This is a genomic window from Micromonospora noduli, from assembly GCF_003264365.1.
GTDB classification, from domain to species: domain Bacteria; phylum Actinomycetota; class Actinomycetes; order Mycobacteriales; family Micromonosporaceae; genus Micromonospora; species Micromonospora noduli.
The window spans coordinates 18,238-36,918 of record NZ_PYAK01000011.1 but is presented as its reverse complement, the minus strand read 5'-3'; the positions used below and the strand labels follow the sequence as shown (position 1 = coordinate 36,918).

General features: G+C 70.9%; 13 protein-coding genes. 7 read left to right on the top strand and 6 right to left on the bottom strand.

From position 1 onward, the window contains the following. Window positions 1-132 precede the first annotated feature (132 nt). Window positions 133-2,028, top strand: a complete 1,896-nt coding sequence (locus GUI43_RS11405; protein ID WP_249037718.1) for a carboxypeptidase-like regulatory domain-containing protein — start codon at window positions 133-135, stop codon at window positions 2,026-2,028. Window positions 2,029-2,260: 232 nt separating this feature from the next. Here GUI43_RS11405 and GUI43_RS11400 read toward each other — a convergent pair whose 3' ends face one another. The 4 genes from GUI43_RS11400 to purS all read right to left on the bottom strand — a co-directional run bounded on the left by GUI43_RS11400 (window position 2,261) and on the right by purS (window position 6,701). Further along, window positions 2,261-3,016 (bottom strand): 2-phosphosulfolactate phosphatase, encoded by a 756-nt coding sequence (locus GUI43_RS11400; RefSeq protein ID WP_112586203.1) that lies wholly within the window; start codon window positions 3,014-3,016, stop codon window positions 2,261-2,263. A 4-nt stretch (window positions 3,017-3,020) separates the two neighbouring features. After that, the gene (purL, locus tag GUI43_RS11395) at window positions 3,021-5,690 is read right to left on the bottom strand and encodes a phosphoribosylformylglycinamidine synthase subunit PurL (protein ID WP_112586201.1); all 2,670 of its coding nucleotides are present in this window, start codon (window positions 5,688-5,690) and stop codon (window positions 3,021-3,023) included. Between the two features lie 67 nt (window positions 5,691-5,757). Beyond that, window positions 5,758-6,441 (bottom strand): phosphoribosylformylglycinamidine synthase subunit PurQ, encoded by a 684-nt coding sequence (gene purQ / locus GUI43_RS11390; RefSeq protein ID WP_091396055.1) that lies wholly within the window; start codon window positions 6,439-6,441, stop codon window positions 5,758-5,760. Next, on the bottom strand, window positions 6,438-6,701 hold the full coding sequence (gene purS / locus GUI43_RS11385; RefSeq protein WP_030491392.1) for a phosphoribosylformylglycinamidine synthase subunit PurS: 264 nt from the start codon (window positions 6,699-6,701) through the stop codon (window positions 6,438-6,440). Before purS ends, purQ begins: the two co-directional genes overlap by 4 nt. Window positions 6,702-7,059: 358 nt before the next feature. On the opposite strand from purS, the gene GUI43_RS11380 reads away from it, so the two are divergent. Further along, window positions 7,060-7,752: a S1 family peptidase gene (locus GUI43_RS11380; RefSeq protein ID WP_112586199.1), complete on the top strand. Its 693-nt coding sequence runs from the start codon at window positions 7,060-7,062 to the stop codon at window positions 7,750-7,752. A gap of 24 nt (window positions 7,753-7,776) precedes the next feature. Continuing rightward, window positions 7,777-8,340, top strand: coding sequence for a YbjQ family protein (locus GUI43_RS11375; protein ID WP_112586197.1), 564 nt, complete (start codon window positions 7,777-7,779; stop codon window positions 8,338-8,340). 129 nt (window positions 8,341-8,469) lie between these two features. Here GUI43_RS11375 and purB read toward each other — a convergent pair whose 3' ends face one another. Then, on the bottom strand, window positions 8,470-9,894 hold the full coding sequence (purB, locus tag GUI43_RS11370) for an adenylosuccinate lyase (RefSeq protein ID WP_112698768.1): 1,425 nt from the start codon (window positions 9,892-9,894) through the stop codon (window positions 8,470-8,472). A 174-nt stretch (window positions 9,895-10,068) separates the two neighbouring features. Between purB and GUI43_RS11365 the strand changes: the two genes are divergently transcribed. Continuing rightward, a complete protein-coding gene (locus GUI43_RS11365) occupies window positions 10,069-12,387 on the top strand; it encodes a PKD domain-containing protein (RefSeq protein ID WP_170158714.1) in 2,319 nt (772 codons plus the stop codon). Between the two features lie 204 nt (window positions 12,388-12,591). Next, window positions 12,592-14,913 carry a PKD domain-containing protein gene (locus tag GUI43_RS11360; RefSeq protein ID WP_112698766.1) on the top strand — a complete coding sequence of 774 codons (2,322 nt, stop codon included), beginning with the start codon at window positions 12,592-12,594 and terminating at the stop codon, window positions 14,911-14,913. Window positions 14,914-14,980: 67 nt separating this feature from the next. Here the strand turns inward: GUI43_RS11360 and GUI43_RS11355 are convergent, their stop codons facing one another. Continuing rightward, window positions 14,981-16,273, bottom strand: coding sequence for an acetyl-CoA C-acetyltransferase (locus GUI43_RS11355; protein WP_112698765.1), 1,293 nt, complete (start codon window positions 16,271-16,273; stop codon window positions 14,981-14,983). 55 nt (window positions 16,274-16,328) lie between these two features. Between GUI43_RS11355 and GUI43_RS11350 the strand changes: the two genes are divergently transcribed. Beyond that, on the top strand, window positions 16,329-17,699 hold the full coding sequence (locus GUI43_RS11350) for a 3-oxoacyl-ACP reductase (protein WP_112698764.1): 1,371 nt from the start codon (window positions 16,329-16,331) through the stop codon (window positions 17,697-17,699). Next, window positions 17,699-18,565: a MaoC/PaaZ C-terminal domain-containing protein gene (locus GUI43_RS11345; RefSeq protein ID WP_112698763.1), complete on the top strand. Its 867-nt coding sequence runs from the start codon at window positions 17,699-17,701 to the stop codon at window positions 18,563-18,565. Before GUI43_RS11350 ends, GUI43_RS11345 begins: the two co-directional genes overlap by 1 nt. Window positions 18,566-18,681 lie beyond the last annotated feature (116 nt).

Below are 18,681 nucleotides of genomic sequence, written 5' to 3'. Positions count from 1 at the left end.
ACGCGACGCTGGCCCTGGGTCGCGCTCATGCAGTCGGACAAGGCATAGTTGCCGACGGCGTATTCGTACCGTGATGATCCCCGGCCCGGCGCCCCGCCGGTCAGAGGGAAGTCAGCCCGGAAGGCGGTGGACGTGTCAACACACCGACGTGCCTGGAAGCAGCGGGCCGGTGTGGTCGTAGCGCTGGTTGCCGGCGCTCTGCTCGCCGTCCCCGCCACACCAGCCATGGCCGCAGATGTCAGTGTTTCCCCCGGCTCAATCACCGTAAACGCCGGCAGCGACGCCACAATCACAGTGCGCGTCACCGGGGGTAATGACGACGAGTCAGCGAAGGTCAGCCTTGCTGGCCTGCCGTCCGGCGTCAGCTGCGCCAGTGGTTGCGGCGATGTCAAGCTCTCCGGCGGCGGCCTGGGCAACCCGACAGGATCGGTGCTGGTCAGGATCGCGGCCAACGACAACGCCGGCGACGCGACCGCGAGCGTCACGGTGGCCGTCGAGGCCGAGTCTGGGCCGGACACCGCCACCGTCTCGCTGACCGTGAAGGGCAAGGCCGCTCCGCCGCCGCCGCAGAACCAGACCGTGCGGTCGGTCTCCGGCAAGGTTGTCTCGCAGGCCGACGGCAAGTCCGTGTCGAACGCGTTCGTGGTTCTTCAGGACACCGCCGGTCACCGTTACGACGCCACGAGCGACGGTAGCGGCAACTTCCGGTTCACCGGCACCACCCAGAACCCGATCGCGCCCGGACGGATCGACCTGGGCGCGTCGTTCGACAACATCAAGGCCTTCAAGTCCCTGAACGCCACCGCCGGGCAGGCGATCACCGGTCAGCGGCTCAGCCTCGCGCTCAAGGTCGAGGTGACGCCCAGCGCCACCCCGTCCGCCACTCCCGAGGCCACCCCCACCGACGAGGCGACCGAGGAGGGCACCGAGGAGGAGCCCACCGAGGAGGCCAGCCAGGGTGCTCCGGCGAACGCCGCGAACAACGAGGACAGCGGTGGCATTGGCTCGTACATGATCATTTTGCTCGGTGGTCTCCTGGTCGCCGCCGGTGTCGGCACGATCGTGCTGCTCTGGATGAAGCGCAGGGAGAACGGCGACGACGACGACGCTCCGGCGGCCGCTGGTGGCGGCGGTGTGGTGCCGCCCTCGCGGGGCGGGTTCCGCGGTCCCGACGACCAGACCCGGGTGGTCGGCGGTCGTCCCGGCGGCGGAGCGGACCCGACCATGGTCGGCGGCGCGGCGCTGAGCGAGGCGCCGACGATGATGCACCGACCGGTGGTCGACGACGTTCCGCCAGACCCGTACGGCGCGCCTGCCCAGGCGTACGGCGGCGCGGGTCAGCAGGGCTGGGGCGGCGCCGGCTACGGCGAGGAGCCAGCGTCCGCTGGGTACGGTGCCGGCGGCTACGGCGCTCCGGCCGGCCCGGAGGGCGGGTACGGCGCCGGTGCGGCCGGTGACGCTTACGGTGCCGCGCCCAGTGGCGGCTACGGCAACGCTCCGGCCTCGGGTGGCGGCTACGGCAACGCACCGGCCTCCGGCGGCGGCTACGGCAGTCGCGACTACGACGCCCCGGGTGGCACCGCCGCGTATCCGGCGGCTCCCGCTGGCGGACCGGCGTACGGCGAGCGGTTCGACGAGCCGACCGGCCGGTACACCGGCGACAGCACCCAGTACCCGGCCCCGGCCGACCCGTACGCCACCGGCGTCTACCAGCCTGAGCAGGGGCAGGGGTACGGCCAGCCCGATGCCGCCCCGTACGGCGGTCGCGCTGCCGAGCCGACCGCGGGGTACGGCGCTCCGGAGGCGGGCGGGTACGACCAGGGTGGCTACGGCCAGCAGGCCGGTGGATACGACCAGGGCGGTAACTACGGCCAGGAGCCTCCGCAGCAGCGCGGCGGCTACGACGACCGGGGCTACGACCAGGGTGGCTACGGCCAGCAGCCCGCCGGGCGGAACCGACCGGACACCCCGCCGCCACCGCCGCCGACCGAGCGGGGCGGTCGCCGCCTCGACTGGCTGGACGACTGACCCCACCCACCACAGCGCCATGGAAACGGCCACCCGGATCTCCGGGTGGCCGTTTCGCTGTCACAAGACCCACTCGCGATCAGTGAAGTCGGGCCATCCCGCAAGCGTGGACACCGCGACTTCCTGAAAGCCGAGTTGATCACAAGGCACGGTCAGGTGCGGGCCGGCGCGGTCAGGTGCGGGCCGGCACGGTCAGGTGCGGGCCGGCGCGGTCAGGTGCGGGCCGGCGCGGTCAGGCGGCGGAGAAGACGCCCTGGTGGAGCACCGGCACGACGTCCGACACGCCGATCCGGACGGCGACGTCCACGTCCGCGGCGAAGCCGCTTTCGGTCAGCTCCCGTCCGGAGACGCTGCCGCGCACCGCGGCGGGCAGATCCGGGGTGCTCGCCAGCGCGGCGAGCGCCATGGCCGCCTCCACCGAGAGCCCACCCGGCACGCCGGAGAGGGCGTCCAGCACCGAGGCGGCGCCAAGTTGGTCCTCCACCGACGGTCGCAGCGACCCGTCCGGCCACCGCTCCCCGGAGGCGATCACGCCGATCGGGGCGTCCAGCGTGCCGTACCCCTGGCGGCGCAGCCAATGCCCGACGGCGCGCGCGTTGCGCAGGCACGCCGCGACCACCGGCAGGCCGGTGGCGCTGGCGGCGGCGCTGATTGCCGAGCCGTTCGGGGAGGGCAGCACGAGGTCCGCCACCACGGGTGCGCTGCTCAGCGCGGCGGGCGAGAGCGACCACGGGTGTTCCGCTGTCGTCTGCCGCCGCCCGACAGCAGCGGTCGCACCGACCCGTACGGCGTACTCGGCGGCCTGCTCACCCCAGGGGAACGGGTGCACCCGCATGCCCCGGGCGACCGCCACCTCCACGGCGGTGGTGAACGAGAGGACGTCCACCACCACCAACGCCGCGCAGACCCGGCCGAGTTCCGCCGCCCCGGTCAGCCCCCAGTCGAACCGGGCACCCGATCCGGGTTGGCCGTAGACGGCGGCCGTCAACGCCTCAGCGCTCGTCGGGCGACGGCTCGGTGACACCGGAGTCAGACTCGGACGCCCCGCCGGGCTGCTCCGACCCGATCGGCTCGACCGCGCCGGTCTCCGGGGAAGGACCCGAGGAAGCGATCGGCTCGGAGACCACCGCCGCCGCGTCCACCGGCTCAGCCTGTGCGACCGGCAGCGGAACGGCCTCGACCGCACCCGCCACACCGGCAGCCGGCGCGGGCACCTCGACTGCCGCCGAGCCCCCGAAGAGGCGCGGCAACGTCTCGGTGTGCGCGGTGCGCAGCTCGTCCAGGCCGATCCGGAACTGGCCGTGCACCTCGAGCGCCCCGCCGGACGGGTCGGTGACGCCGATCAGCTCGAACGGCACGCCCCGCTCGGCGCAGAGCGCCGCGAACGCCTTGTCGTGGCCGCGCGGCACCGAGACCAGCGCCCGCGTGGCGGACTCGCTGAACAGGTAGACGAACGGCATCGAGCCCTCGGCGAACTGCTCCGGCACCGCGATCCGCGCACCGACGCCGCGCCGCAGGCAGGACTCGACAAGGCTCTGGGCGAGACCGCCGTCGGAGAGGTCGTGCGCGGAGGCAAGGTGGCCGACCCGGGCCGCCTCGGCCAGCAGCTCGGCGAGCGCCTTCTCGCGGAGAAGGTCGACCTGCGGCGGAATACCACCGAGGTGCTCGTGCGTCACCCAGGCCCACTCCGAGCCGGACAGCTCCACGTTCGTCTCGCCGAGCAGGTAGAGCTGGTCGTGGTCGCCGCCGGCGCGCGGCACGAAGCCCATCGGCACCCGGTCGGCGACGTTGTCCAGCACGCCCAGCACACCGACCACCGGGGTCGGGTGGATGGCCGCGGCACCGGTCTGGTTGTAGAAACTCACGTTGCCGCCGGTCACCGGGATGCCCAGCTCCAGGCAACCGTCCGCCAGGCCGCGGACGGCCTCGGCGAACTGCCACATGACGCCCGGGTCCTCCGGGGAGCCGAAGTTGAGGCAGTCGGTGACGGCGATCGGCTTGGCGCCGGTCACCGCCACGTTCCGGTACGCCTCGGCCAGGGCCAGCTTGGTGCCGTTGTACGGGTCGAGCCTGGCGTACCGGCCGTTGCCGTCCACCGACAGCGCCACACCGAGACCGGTCCGCTCGTCGATCCGGATCACGCCGCCGTCCTCCGGCTGGGCGAGCACTGTGTTGCCCAGCACGTAGCGGTCGTACTGCTCGGTGACCCAGGACTTGTCGGCCAGATTGGGCGACGCGATCATGCGCAGCACGGTCTCCCGCAGCGCCTCCGGGTCGGCCGGGCGGGGCAGCGTCTCGGCCCGGTCGGCCTGGAGCAGGATCAGGTCGGCCGGCTCACGCATCGGTCGGGCGTAGACCGGGCCGTCGTCGACCAGCGAACCCGGCGGCACGTCGACGACGAGGTGGTTCTGCCAGGTGATCAGCAGGCGACCGGGGCTGCCGTCCGGCTCCGGTGCGGTGACCTCACCGATCGCGGTGGCGAGGACGCCCCACTTCTCGCAGGTCTTGAGCACCGCGTCGAGCTTGTCCGGCTCGACGACCAGCAGCATCCGCTCCTGCGACTCGCTGGCCAGGATCTCGTGCGGGTCCATCGAGGGCTCGCGCAGCGGCACCCGCTCCAGCCAGACCCGCATGCCGGTGCCGGCAGCGGCGGCGGTCTCGGTGAGCGCGCAGGTCAGACCGGCGCCGCCGAGGTCCTGGATGCCGACGACCAGTTGGCCGTCGTACAGCTCGAGGCACGCCTCGATCAGCAGCTTCTCGGTGAACGGGTCACCGACCTGCACGGCGGGGCGACGCGCTTCGCTGCCCTCGTCGAAGGTGGCGCTGGCCAGCACCGAGACGCCGCCGATGCCGTCGCGGCCGGTCTTGGCGCCCATCAGCACGACAACGTTGCCCGGGCCGGCGGCGGCCTTGTTCTGCAGCCGGCTGACCGGCAGCACGCCCAGGCAGAGCGCGTTGAGTAGCGGGTTGCCCTGGTAGGAGGGGTCGAAGACCAGCTCACCACCGATGTTGGGCAGGCCCAGGCAGTTGCCGTAGCCGCCGACGCCGGCGACCACACCGGTGAGCACCCGGGCGGTGTCCGGGTGGTCCGCGGCACCGAAGCGCAGCGGGTCCATCACCGCGACCGGGCGGGCGCCCATGGCGAGGATGTCCCGGACGATGCCGCCGACGCCGGTCGCCGCGCCCTGGTACGGCTCGACGAAGCTCGGGTGGTTGTGCGACTCGACCTTGAAGGTCACCGCGAGCTCGTCGGAGATCTGCACGACACCGGCGTTCTCACCGATGCCGGCGAGCATCCGGTCGCTGTGCGGGGCCTTCTCACCGAACTGGCGCAGGTGCACCTTGCTCGACTTGTAGGAGCAGTGCTCGCTCCACATGATCGAATACATCGCCAGCTCGGACTGCGTGGGCCGGCGGCCGAGGATCTGCCGGATCCGGTCGTACTCGTCGTCGCGCAGACCAAGCTCGGTGTACGGCTGAAGCTCGCCCGGGGTGCCACCGGCGCGCGGCACGGTGTCCACGCCCTCGGTCCAGACGGCGGCGGCCGGCTGGGCGGGAGCGGTCGCCGGTGCGACCGGCTGCGCCGCGCTCGGCTCGGCCGGCTGCGCCGGGGCGGAGTACGCCTCCGGTGTGTCCCGTACCGGGTCCGGATGGGTGGTCATGACCTCTCCTCGCTGCGCTCGTGCCCGCCAGGCCGGCGGTTGAGCTGACCGATGATCGTGCCGCCGGTCATGCCGGCGCCCCCACCAGGTGCTTGAGGACCGACGTGAAGAAGCCGAGGCCGTCCAGCGAAGGGCCGGTGAGCGCCTCCACCGCGTGCTCGGGGTGCGGCATGATGCCGACCACGTTGCCGGCGGCGTTGGTGATCGCGGCGATGTCGCGCTGGGACCCGTTGGGGTTGCCGCCGACGTAGCGGGCGACCACCCGACCTTCGGCTTCGAGCTGGTCCAGCGTCGCGGTGTCCGCGACGTAGCAGCCCTCGCCGTTCTTGACCGGGATGAGCACCTCCTGGCCGGGCTGGAACGCGTTGGTCCACGCCGTCCCGGCCGACTCGATGCGCAGGACCTGGTCCCGGTTGCGGAAGTGCAGGTGCTGGTTGCGGGTGAGCGCGCCGGGCAGCAGGTGCGCCTCGCACAGGATCTGGAAGCCGTTGCAGATGCCGAGCACCGGCAGACCACCCCGGGCGGCGTCCACGATCGTCTCCATCACCGGGGCGAACCGGGCGATGGCGCCGCATCGCAGGTAGTCACCGTAGGAGAAACCGCCGGGCAGGACGACCGCGTCGACACCGTGCAGCTCCGGGTCGCCGTGCCAGAGCCGGACCGGCTCAGCGCCGGCGATCCGGACGGCCCGGGCCGCGTCCCCGTCGTCGAGCGAGCCGGGGAAGGTGACCACACCGACCCGGGCGGTCACGAGCGGGCGTCCGCAGTCTCGTCGGCCTCGACCAGGCGGACGGTGAAGTCCTCGATGACCGGGTTGGCGAGCAGTTTGTCGGCAATCTCCCGAGCGCGGTCCAGGTCCGGTTCACCGGTGAACTCGATCTCGATCCGCCTGCCGATCCGAACCGAGGCGACGTCACCGACGCCGAGCCGGGGCAGCGCGTTTGCGACGGCCTGGCCCTGCGGATCAAGGATCTCGGGCTTGAGCATGACGTCGACGACGACGCGAGGCACTGGGCACTCCTGACTGTGTACGCAGTTGGGTGCCGACCCACAATGGGCGAGCGCAGCCAGCGTACCTGGCAGATATCGCCGCGGACGCACCGGCCGGGTGCAGTTCAGGCAGTGATCGACATTACTGACGCCCAGTCGGACCTGTCACGCACGACAGGTGGCCCTAGCAGGTCATATACGGCGCAGCGGGTGGCCGAATCGTTACATTGGGCAACCTCGATCAACTCCTTGATAACGATCGCGTCGCGTCCTACTCTACATCGACGCAAGTCGATTTCGCCGGCTCCGGGAACCCCCGCCGCCCGGCACCATCCGCACCCGGCGACCCCGGGCCCGCCCCGTCCAAGGAGTCCACCCGATGCGCATCCGCCCCCTGCTCGCCGTACTCAGCACCGCGCTGGTCGGCGCCCTCGGCGTCACGTCCGCCGCGTCCGCCGCCCCCGTTGCCCCCGCCGGCCCACAACCCATCATCGGCGGCGGCACCGTCTCGTCCGCGCCCTGGGCCGCCGCGGTGCTCAGCAACGGCTCGTTCACCTGCTCCGGCAGCGTCATCGCCGCGCAGTGGGTGCTCACCGCCCGGCACTGCATCAGCGGCACCATGTCGGTGCGCGTCGGCAGCGTGAACCGCACCTCCGGCGGGGTCACCCGCACGGTCAGCGCCACCTACACCCGCAACGACCTCGCGCTCATGCGGCTCTCCAGCACCGTCAGCACCTCCACCGTGAGCCTGGCCAGCAGCAACCCGCCGATCAACTCGACGAACTCGATCTACGGCTGGGGCATGACCTGCTACAGCGGCTGCTCGGCGTCCACCGTGCTGAAGACCGCCACCGTCCGGGTGACCAGCAACAGCGCCACCGACGCGTACGGCGGCCAGGCGATCCGCAGCACCCGGATCAACGGCAACGCCTGGCGCGGTGACTCCGGCGGCCCGCAGTTCTACAACGGTCAGCAGGTCGGCGTCGCCTCCACCGCCGACGGGTCGAGCATCCAGAACTACGGCAGCGTTGCGTACAACCGGGCCTGGATCACCTCGGTGGCCGGTGTCTGACGGTTAGCGCCCCGCTCGGCGCGGATGGTCGGCCACGTGCCGGCCGTCCGCGCCGCGTCGTTTTGCAGCATCCGATCAGGTGAACAATGCACACGATCGGGTCGCGCCACTCCTGACAGCATCGGAACCGTGCTGGTCGTGACGACAGAGCAACTGCCCGGCTACGAGATCCGCCAGATTCTCGGTGAGGTGGTGTCATCGATGGCCAGGACGCGCAACCCGTACCGCGAGGGTGTGAAGAACCTGCGCGGTGGCGCGTACGACCCGATGGCCCCGGACAACCTGACCCGGTGGCGCACCGACTCGGTGGCCCGCCTCGGCGAGGAGGCCCTGCGGCTCGGCGCGAACGCGGTGATCGGCATGCGATTCGACAGCCGGGACTGTGGCGAGATGTGGATGGAGATCTGCGCGTACGGGACGGCCGTGGTCGCCGTACCCAAGATGCCCGAGGTCATGCCGGCCGACCAGCCGGCGGTCGCCGCGGAAACCGCGGAAATCGCGGGCTTCACCGGGTCTCCCGGCGGCATCGCCGAACCGGCCAGCGCTCCCAACCTGAGAACCGCCGCCGAAACCCCAACCGGCGAATAACCCACCAACCGGCCCACCGGGCCCCCTCTCCCGTGTTGATCAAGAGGTTTCGGTCATCACGGAGATCGAAAATGACGCAAACCTCTTGATCACCCGGGGAAGGGCGGGGGTGGGGTGGGAGGGGTGGGGTTAGAGGATGGGGGGTGGGCTGTAGGTTGCCGCGTTTGGGTGGGCGGTCACCACAGTGGTGATGCGGCTTGTCACCGCTGCCACCTGGGCTTGGGCGGCACCTACGAAGGCGTTGTGGTCGGCGACCAGGGTGTCGATGTCGGCGCGGGACAGGCCGAGTCGACCGTCCGCCGCCAGGCGGTCGAAGAGGTCGTTCTCCGGTGAGCCCTTCTCGCGCATCCCCAGGGCCACCGCCACCGCGTGCTCCTTGATCACCTCGTGGGCGACCTCCCGGCCGACGCCCCGCCGGACCGCCGCGACCAGGATCTTCGTGGTGGCCAGGAACGGCAGGAAGCGCTCCAGCTCCCGGTTGATCACCGCCGGGTACGCGCCGAACTCGTCGAGCACGGTGAGGAACGTCTGGAACAGCCCGTCGGCGGCGAAGAACGCGTCCGGCAGTGCCACCCGGCGGACCACCGAGCAGGACACGTCCCCCTCGTTCCACTGGTCACCGGCCAGCTCGCCGACCATCGACAGGTAACCCCGGATGATCACGGCGAAGCCGTTCACCCGCTCGGAGGAACGGGTGTTCATCTTGTGCGGCATCGCGCTGGAACCGACCTGCCCCGGCTTGAAGCCCTCGGTCGCCAGCTCCTGACCGACCATCAACCGGATCGTGGTGGCCAGCGACGACGGCGCGGCGGCCGTCTGGGCCAGCGCGGCCAGCACGTCGAAGTCCAGCGAGCGCGGGTAGACCTGCCCGACGCTGTCCAGCACCCGGGAGAAGCCCAGGTGCTCGGCGACCCGTCGTTCCAGCTCGGCCACCTTGTCGGCGTCGCCGTCGAAGAGGTCGAGCTGGTCGGCGGCCGTGCCGACCGGTCCCTTGATCCCCCGCAGCGGGTAGCGGGCGATCAGCTCCTCCAGCCGCTCGTACGCGATCAGCAACTCCTCGGCCGCCGACGCGAAGCGCTTGCCCAGCGTGGTGGCCTGCGCCGCCACGTTGTGCGAACGGCCGGTCATGACCAGCTCGGAGTGCTCGTGGGCCAGCCAGGCCAACCGGGCGAGGGTTGCCACCACCCGGTCACGGATCAGCTCCAGTGAGGCGCGCACCTGGAGCTGCTCGACGTTCTCGGTGAGGTCCCGGGAGGTCATCCCCTTGTGCACGTGCTCGTGCCCGGCGAGCGCGCTGAACTCCTCGATCCGGGCCTTCACGTCGTGCCGGGTGACCCGCTCCCGCTCGGCGATCGAGGCGAGGTCGACCTGGTCGAGCACCCGCTCGTACGCCTCGACCACGCCGTCCGGCACCGGCACGCCCAGGTCGCGCTGAGCGCGCAGAACGGCGAGCCAGAGCCGCCGCTCCATCCGTACCTTCTCCTCCGGGGACCAGAGGGCGACCAGTTCGGGCGAGGCGTACCGGTTGGCCAGCACGTTGGGGATCGTCGTCACGTGCCTCATTCTCTCCTACCCGGCGGCCCGTCCGGCCAGCAGGCCAGGGCGGGTGCCGGTGGGGCCGGTTGGCCGTTTTGTCGCCCGGGGCGGTGTGCTACCAGCCGGTATCGGATCATGGCTCCATCTGATCTCCGGCGAAGCCGAATCCACCCTTCACGACAGAGGGCATGCATGCGTAGAAGATCCCTCGCCGGCCTCACCGCGATCGCGGTGACCGGCGGCACCCTGCTGGCCACCGGCGCACCCGCCCAGGCAGACGACCCTGTGATGCTTCTGCATGTCAATCAGGCCGACGCGAACTGCTCCGACCAGGGGCCCGGCTCCGACGACACGCCGTTCTGCACGATCGGTGCGGCAGCCGCCGTGGTGACCGCCCCAGGGGAGGTCTGGATCGACGGCGGCACCTACGCCGAGCGCGTCACCATCACCAGCTCTGGCACACCAGAGGCAGGGATCGCCTTCAAGGCCCGGAACCCTCGCACCCCGGTGACGCTCGTCGGTCCGAACGCGGGGCTGGTCGTCGACGGCCAGCACGACATCTATATCCAGGAAATCAATGTCAGTGGGTCTGCCGACGTGCCCGCCCTCGATCTGCGGAACGCCTCGAACGTAGTGGTCGCGGGCGGCAGATTCACCATGGCGAACGTCGCCACCGCGCCCGCCATCCGACTCGCCAATGCGACGTGGACATGGCTGGATGGCCTCATCGCCACCGGAGCGGCGCTCGCCGACGGATTGACGATGGATGCCTCCACCAGCGACGTGCGCGTTAGCAACACGCTGGTGTCGACCGCCCCGAACCACGTCGCCGCCGATAACGGCGTGGGCATTCGAGTCGACGGGCCGCGCAGCACGATCGTTGACGGCGATGTCGCCGGCTTCTCCGGAGCTGCCATCTCGGTGGGCCCTGCCGCCTCCGGGACGGTGATCGCCAACAACCGGATCAGGGGCGGGATCGGATACGGCATCCACAACCGCGGAGCCGTGGGCACGGGCATCGCCAACAACGACATCCAGGACCGTTGCCTGGGCGGCGTCCGGGTCGACGGGGCGTCGTCCCAGGTCTCGGTACAGAACAATGTGCTCCGCAACAACGGCGCCTTCAACCAGGGCTACTGCGATCCGCAGGCTCCCGCGGGTGCCGAGATCGGGGTCCACGGCGCGGCGCTGAGCGGCACGGTGATCGATTACAACAACACCTGGCATCAGTCCACGTCCGCGACCGGCTACTCCTGGAACGGAACCAGGATGGGTCTCACCCAGTTCCGCACCGTCTCCGGGCAGGCCGCACACGACCGGTACACGTCGGATGTCCGGGACAACGTCGACTCGGCGAACTCGACGGCACCCGGCTACCAGGACCTTGACACCAGCGGAAAGCCACGCCGGGACGATCCGGCCGTTGCGAACACCGGCGCAGGCCCGATCGTGTACGCCGACCGTGGCACTGCTGAGTCCATCAAATACCCGGTGTCGTCCTTCGACGCCACAGTGGACCTCGCCACGAGCACTGTCAGGGTGGACGCCTCCGCCTCCACGCCGGGCTTCGTCCCGATCGATAGTTACGAGTTCCGTTGGGGCGACGGCACCTCCACCAGCCAGTCCGGTCCGATCGCCACGCACAAATACGCCACGTCGGGCACCTATGACGTGACCGTTGTCCCCAGGGGTAGCGATGGCCTCGTCGGCAGCAGCACCGAGCAGGTCAGCGTGCTGCGGCGGACCGCTTCCGTGGGCCTGCTCGCGTTGTCCAACCGTCGCTACGTAGGTACATCCGCGTCGGTTCTCCTGCCGAACCAGGTCGGGTTGACCGCCGCCGCGCAGTACGACCTGGCGGACGCCGGCAACGGCCAGGTGGCCCTCGTCGCGCGGGCCAACGGCCGCTACGTCACGCAGTTGGCCAACGAGTCCCTGAACGCCGCGGGCCAGGTGGTTGGCACCACCGAGAAGTTCACTGTCGTCCGCAACAGTGAGGGCACCGTCAGCCTCAAGGCGAGCAACAACCTGTACGTCACCGCCGACGCCAGCGGCACCGTCTCGATGAGCGCCAGTCGGTCCACCATCGGCACCTCGGAGAAGTTCGCCCAGGTTCCGGTCGCCGACGCGAACAGGTCGCTGAAGGCCAGCGTGAACGGCCGTTTCGTGATGGCCGACGGTGCCGGTGTGAAGCCGCTGATCGCGAGCGCGGCGACCGCCGGTAGCTGGGAGCGGTACGACTTCGCCGACCTCGGTGGCGGTCAGATCGCCGTCTTCGCCCGCGCCAACAGCCGTTTCGTGTCCGCCGACGGCGCAGGCACCAAGCCACTGATCGCCAACGGCCCGGCCGTCAGCACCTGGGAGCGGTTCACAATGGTCCGCAACAGCGACGGCACGGTCAGCTTCAAGGCCGGCATCAACAACAAGTACGTCAGCGCCGACGGCGCGGGCAGCAAGCCGCTGATCGCCAACGGCCCGGCCGTCAGCACCTGGGAGAAGTTCACCCTCGGCTGAGCCCTACCGCACTGTCGACGCCCGCCGGACCCTCGGGTCCGGCGGGCGTCGTCGTGCGAGGGCACAGTCAGCGCAGCTCGTAGACCGTCAGCCACCCGTTGGTGGCCGTTTTGTCACCCAGGTCAGCGCCTCGCTTGTTGATCATGCAGGATCGCCTTATCTGACTCCCGGCATCGCCGGGTCCTCCTCATCTTCGAGGCCAGCATGCGTAAATCCTTCTTCTCCGCTTTCGCGACAGTCGTACTGACCGGCGGCACCCTGGTGGGCACCGCGCTGCCCGCCCAGGCGGACGCTCCGACGACGCTCTACGTCCGGCAGAATCTCGCCACCGGTTGCTCCGACCAGTACCCGGGCACCTTGGCGCAACCGTTCTGCACCATCGGTGCCGCGGCCGCGGTGGTCACGCCCGGCCAGTCGGTGGACGTCGGCGGCGGCAACTACCGGGAGCGCGTCACGATCCGCACGTCCGGCACGCCTGAGCAGCCGGTCACCTTCTTCGCTAGCTCTGGGGCGACCCTGATCGGCGCGACGGCCGGCTTCGTGATCGACGGCCAGCACGATGTCGTACTCCGGAATTTCCGCAGCATCGGGTCGACCAGCGTGCCCGGCCTCGACCTGCGCAACTCCTCGCGGATCACCGTTCAGGTCGGCACCTTCGCGATGGACACCTCCTCGACCGCGCCCGCAGTGCGGTTGGCTGGCGTCATCGGGTCGACACTGAGGCAGATCAGCACCGGCGGGGTGGCCCCGAGCGGCGGGATCACCATCGACGCCGCGAGCAGCGAAGTTCTCGTCCAATCCGTGAACGTGTCGAGCAACATCGCGCACGAGCCACCCACCGGCAGCGTCGGCGTTCGGGTCGACGGGCCGAGGGTCAGCATCCTCGACAGCACGTTCAGCGGCTTCAGCGGTGCGGCAGTCGCCATCGGGGTGGGCGCGGTCGGCACGGTGGTGGCCAACAACCGGGTCGACGGTGGTCGCGGTCACGGGGTGCACAACAACGGTGGCACCGGCACGGCGATCACCAACAACACCATCAAGGACCGCTGCCGCGACGGCATCCGCGTCGACGGAGCCTCGTCCGGCGTTTCAGCGCAGAACAACGTGCTGGTCACGAACGGCTTCTTCCGCCAGGGCTACTGCGACGCGGCGTTCCTCGACGGTGTCGAGATCGGCGTCTACGGCGGTGCGGTCGGGAAGACGGTGGTCGACTACAACAACGCCCACCACTACTACAACGACTCGCCGCAGATCTACGCCTGGAACACCCCGATGGGTCTCGCCGCGTTCCGGGCCGCCTCCGGCCAGGCCGTCCACGACCGCGAGACGGGACAGACCCGGGACAACATCGACTCGGCGAACTCGGCGGCCCCCGGTTACCCGACGCTCGACCGCGCCGGCTCGCCGCGCATCGACGACCCGACCGTGCCGAACACCGGCGCCGGCTCGGTCACCTACGCCGACCGTGGAACCGTGGAGACCATCCGAAGCCCCGTGGTGTTGTTCGACGTCGCCCTGAACATCCAGGCGCGCTCAGTCACCGTGGACGCGTCCGCCTCCACCCCCGGCCTCAATCCGATCGCGTCCTACGAGTTCTCGTTCGGTGACGGCAGCCTGGTCACCCAGACGAGCCCGATCGCCTCGCACACCTACGCGAACCCCGGCACCTACTTCGTCAACATCACTGTCAAAGGCACCGACGGTCGGTCGACGACCCGCAATACTCAGATCAGCATGCTGCGGCCGACCGGGACCATTGGTCTACGCGCCCTGTCCAACCGGCGTTACGTCAGCTACGAGACCGGCTTCGGGCTTCGGCCCAACCAGGCCGAACCGAGCACCATCGCGCAGTTCGACCTGGCGGACGCTGGCAACGGCAAGGTCGCCCTCTTCTCCCGGGCGGTCGGGCGCTACGTCGCCATCTCCCAGTTCGACCTCTCCGTATTGACGGCGGACAGCATCCTCGTGGACGTACGCGAGTCGTTCACGCTGGTGCGCAACGGCGACAGCACCATCAGCCTCCAGGCCCCCATCACCAACAAGTACGTGACCGCCGACGTCGACAGCGCCGTTCCGATGAGCGCCAGCGTGTCCACCATCGGCACCTGGGAGAAGTTCCTCCAGGTCGTCGTACCGGACGCGAACCGGTCCCTGAAGGCGAAGGTCAACAGCCGCTTCGTCAGCGCCGACGGCGCGGGGACCAAGCCGTTGATCGCGAGCGCGGCAACCGCCAGCAGTTGGGAGCGGTTCGACGTGGTGGATCTCGGCAACGGGCAGGTTGGCCTCCTCGCCCGCGTCAACAACCGCTTCGTGTCGGCCGACGGCGCAGGCGCCAAGCCGCTGATCGCGAGCGCATCGACGGCCAGCACCTGCGAGCGGTTCACAATGGTCCGCAGCAGCGACGGCACTGTCAGCTTCAAGGCCGCCGTCAACAACAAGTACGTCAGCGCCGACGGCGCGGGCAGCAAGCCACTGATCGCCAACGGCCCGGTCATCAGCACCTGGGAGAGGTTCACCCTCGGTTGAGCCCCACCGCACTGTCGACGCCCGCCGGGACCCTCGGGTCCGGCGGGCGTCGCCTTGCACACTCCGCTCAGCGCTCCAGGATGGCGGTCACGCCCTGACCACCGGCGGCGCAGATGGAGATCAGCCCTCGCCCGCCGCCCCGCTCGGCCAGCAGCTTGGCCAGGGTCGCCACGATCCGTCCACCGGTGGCGGCGAACGGATGCCCGGCGGCCAGCGACGAACCGTTGACGTTGAGTCGGTCGGTGTCGATCGCGCCCAGCGGGGCGTCCAGCCCGAGCCGGTCCTTGGCGAACTCCGGCGACTCCCAGGCGGCGAGGGTGGCCAGCACCTGCGACGCGAACGCCTCGTGGATCTCGTAGTAGTCGAAGTCCTGCAACGTCAGCCCGGCACGGGCCAGCATCCGGGGCACCGCGTACGCGGGTGCCATCAGCAGCCCCTCGTCGCCGTGCACGAAGTCCACCGCCGCCGTCTCCGACCAGCTGAACCAGGCCAGCACGGGCAGGTGGTGCGCTGCCGCCCACTCCTCGCTGGCCAGCAGCACTGTGGACGCGCCGTCGGTGAGCGGTGACGAGTTGCCGGCCGTCATGGTGGCCTGCTCGGCATCCGGGCCGCGGGTGCCGAAGACCGGCTTCAGCGAGGCGAGTTTCTCCAGGCTGCTGTCGGGACGCAGGTTCTGATCCCGGGTTAGCCCCAGGTACGGCGTCATCAGGTCGTCGAAGAAACCCCTGTCGTACGCGGCGGCGAGGCGCTGGTGTGAGCGCAACGCCAGCTCGTCCTGGGCGCGCCGGTCGATCTGCCAGCGCAGGGCGGTGCGGGCGGCGTGGTCGCCCATGGACAGGCCGGTACGCGGCTCTGCGTTGCGCGGGATCTCCGGCTTGAACGGCTGAAGTGGGCGCAGCTTCGCCGCGATCTTGAGCCGTTCGCCCAGCGTGCGGGCCGAGTTGAGCTTGAGCAGCGTGCGGCGCATCTCCTCGTTGACGGCGAGCGGGGCGTCGGAGGTGGTGTCGACACCGCCGGCGATGCCCACGTCGAGCTGACCGAGGGCGATCTTGTTGGCGACCAGGATGGTCGCCTCCAGGCCGGTGCCGCAGGCCTGCTGGATGTCGTACGCCGGGGTGTGTGGGTCGAGCCGGGAGCCGAGGACCACCTCGCGGGTGAGGTTGAAGTCGCGGGAGTGCTTGAGCACCGCCCCGGTGACCACCTCGCCGATGCGCTGCCCGGCCAGCCCGTAGCGGGCGATCAGGCCGTCGAGCGCCGCGCCGAGCAGGTCCGCGTTCGACGCGTCCGCGTAGCGGGCGTTGGAACGGGCGAAGGGGATGCGGTTGCCCCCGATGACCGCGACCCGCCGGATGCTCTGCACGATCCGCCTCCTCGACATGTGTTGCTCGAACCCTACTCGCCAGTAGGCTACGCCCATGACCGACAGGTACGCGAGCTTCGTCCAATCGGCCGCCGGCCGCGCGCTGGTCAAGCGCCTCGGGCTGCCCGACCCGCCCCGACTGCGCCGGCACCACCCCGGCGACCCGCTGCTGGCCGGCCCGGCCCTGCTCGGCGCGGCCACCGGCGGCCGGCTCGGCGAGCCGATCGCCAAGATCCTCACCGCCGCCGGTGTCGAGCTGGCCGACCCGGCCGCCGCCACCCCGCAGCGCTACGGGGCACTGCTCTTCGACGCCACCGGGATCACCGACTCGGCCGAGCTGCGCCAGCTCTACGACTTCTTCCACCCGCAGGCCCGGGCCGTGCTGCCCAGCGGCCGGGTGATCGTGCTGGGCACCCCGCCGCAGGAGTGCCCGACACCCCGCGAGGCGACCGCCCAGCGCGCCCTCGAAGGGCTGGTCCGCAGCATCGGCAAGGAGTTCGGCCGGGGCATCACCGCGCACCTCGTCTACCTGAGCAGTACCGCAGCCGACGACCCGGCCCACTCCGCTGGCAGGACCACCAGCCTCGAATCGACACTCCGGTTCCTGCTGTCCGGCCGGTCCGCGTACGTGTCGGGACAGGTCATCCGGGTCGGCGGCGGCGCGGCGAGCGTCCCGGCCGACTGGGACCGCCCACTGGACGGGCAGGTCGTGCTGGTCACCGGTGCCGCACGGGGCATCGGTGCGGCACTGGCGAAGGTGCTCGCCCGCGACGGCGCGAAGGTGGTGGCCCTGGACATCCCGGCCGCCGGTGACGCGCTCGCCGCGGTGGCGAACGACATCGGCGGCACCGCCGTCCAACTCGACCTGACCGCGCCGGACGCACCGACCCGACTCGCCGAGCACCTGGCCAGCCGGCACGGCCGGGTCGACGTGGTGGTGCACAACGCCGGCATCACCCGGGACAAGACGCTCGGCCGGATGGACGCCGACCGGTGGGACCAGGTGATCGACGTCAACCTCTCCAGCCAGGAGCGGATCAACGACGTACTGCTGGAGCGGGAGCTGATCCCGCCCGGCGGGCGGATCATCTCGGTCTCCTCGATCGCCGGGATCGCCGGCAACCGGGGCCAGACCAACTACGCCACCAGCAAGGCCGGCGTGATCGGGCTGGTCGACTCGCTCGCACCGGCCCTGCGGGAGCGCGGGATCAGCGTCAACGCGGTGGCCCCCGGCTTCATCGAGACCCGGCTGACCGCGCGCATCCCGCTGGTGGTGCGCGAGGCGGGCCGGCGGATGAACAGCCTGGCCCAGGGCGGGTTGCCGGTGGACGTGGCCGAGACGATCGGCTGGCTGGCCTGGCCGGCCAGCGGTGCGGTCAGCGGAAACGTGGTCCGGGTCTGCGGCCAGAGCCTGCTGGGGGCGTGATGGGCGCGCGGCCGGAGTCGGGCAGCCGTACCCCTGTCGAGCTGCCCCGGATGCCGGCGGTCGGGGCGCTGCACCGACGGGCGTTGCTCGGCGCGCTGCCGGGCCTCGGCAAGGGGCGGCGCGGGCCCGACCTGCCCGCGGTCGAGTTGACAGTGGGCGGGGTGAGCGTCGACCGGGCGCAGGTGGCTGACTACGACCGGGTCTGCGGGTTCCGGCTCAGCGACCGGCTGCCCGCGACGTTTCCGCACGTCATGGGCTTTCCGCTGGCCCTGCGCCTGATGACCGCGCCGGACTTTCCCCTCCCGCTGATCGGCCTGGTGCACGTCGGCAACCGGATCACCACGCACCGCCCGATCACCGCCGACGAGACCCTCGACTTCACCACGTACGCGGAGAACCTGCGCCCACACGACCGGGGGCGGCAGGTGGACGTGGTGCTGGTCGGCTCGGTTGACGGGGAGGAGGTGTGGCGCGGCGTCTCGACGTACCTCGGTCGGGAGCGCAAGCCGGGCGGGCGCGAGGCCGGCGAACGTCCCGCGGCGCCGACGGCCACCGCCAGCTGGCGGGTGGAGCCGCGCATCGGTACGGAGTACGCGCGGGTCTCCGGCGACCACAACCCGATCCACACCTCCCGACTCGGGGCGCGGTTGTTCGGCTTCCGCCGGCCGATCGCGCACGGCATGTGGAGCAAGGCGCGCTGCCTGGCCGCGCTGGAGGCCCGGCTGCCGGACGTGTACACCGTCGAGGTCGCCTTCAAGCTGCCCGTGCCGCTGCCGAGCACCGTGAGCTTCGCGCTCCTGCCGGACGGCGGGTTCGCCCTGCACGACTCCCGTGGCCGACCCCACCTGACCGGTTCCGTGCGCTGAACGCACCGCGCTGGTCTCGTGCGCTGAACGCACCGCGCTGGTCTCGTGCGCTGAACGCACCAGGCAGGTTCGTGCGCTGAGTTGCCCTTGGCAGGCGCGCACTTCTGCGCTAGGTT

Coding starts and splice junctions, on each gene's coding strand:
- purL (WP_112586201.1), bottom strand. CDS start 5,690: ATGACCACCCATCCGGACCCGGTACGGGACACACCGGAGGCGTACTCC.
- GUI43_RS11380 (WP_112586199.1), top strand. CDS start 7,060: ATGCGCATCCGCCCCCTGCTCGCCGTACTCAGCACCGCGCTGGTCGGC.
- GUI43_RS11375 (WP_112586197.1), top strand. CDS start 7,777: ATGGTCGGCCACGTGCCGGCCGTCCGCGCCGCGTCGTTTTGCAGCATC.
- GUI43_RS11365 (WP_170158714.1), top strand. CDS start 10,069: ATGCGTAGAAGATCCCTCGCCGGCCTCACCGCGATCGCGGTGACCGGC.
- GUI43_RS11360 (WP_112698766.1), top strand. CDS start 12,592: ATGCGTAAATCCTTCTTCTCCGCTTTCGCGACAGTCGTACTGACCGGC.
- GUI43_RS11350 (WP_112698764.1), top strand. CDS start 16,329: ATGACCGACAGGTACGCGAGCTTCGTCCAATCGGCCGCCGGCCGCGCG.
- GUI43_RS11345 (WP_112698763.1), top strand. CDS start 17,699: ATGGGCGCGCGGCCGGAGTCGGGCAGCCGTACCCCTGTCGAGCTGCCC.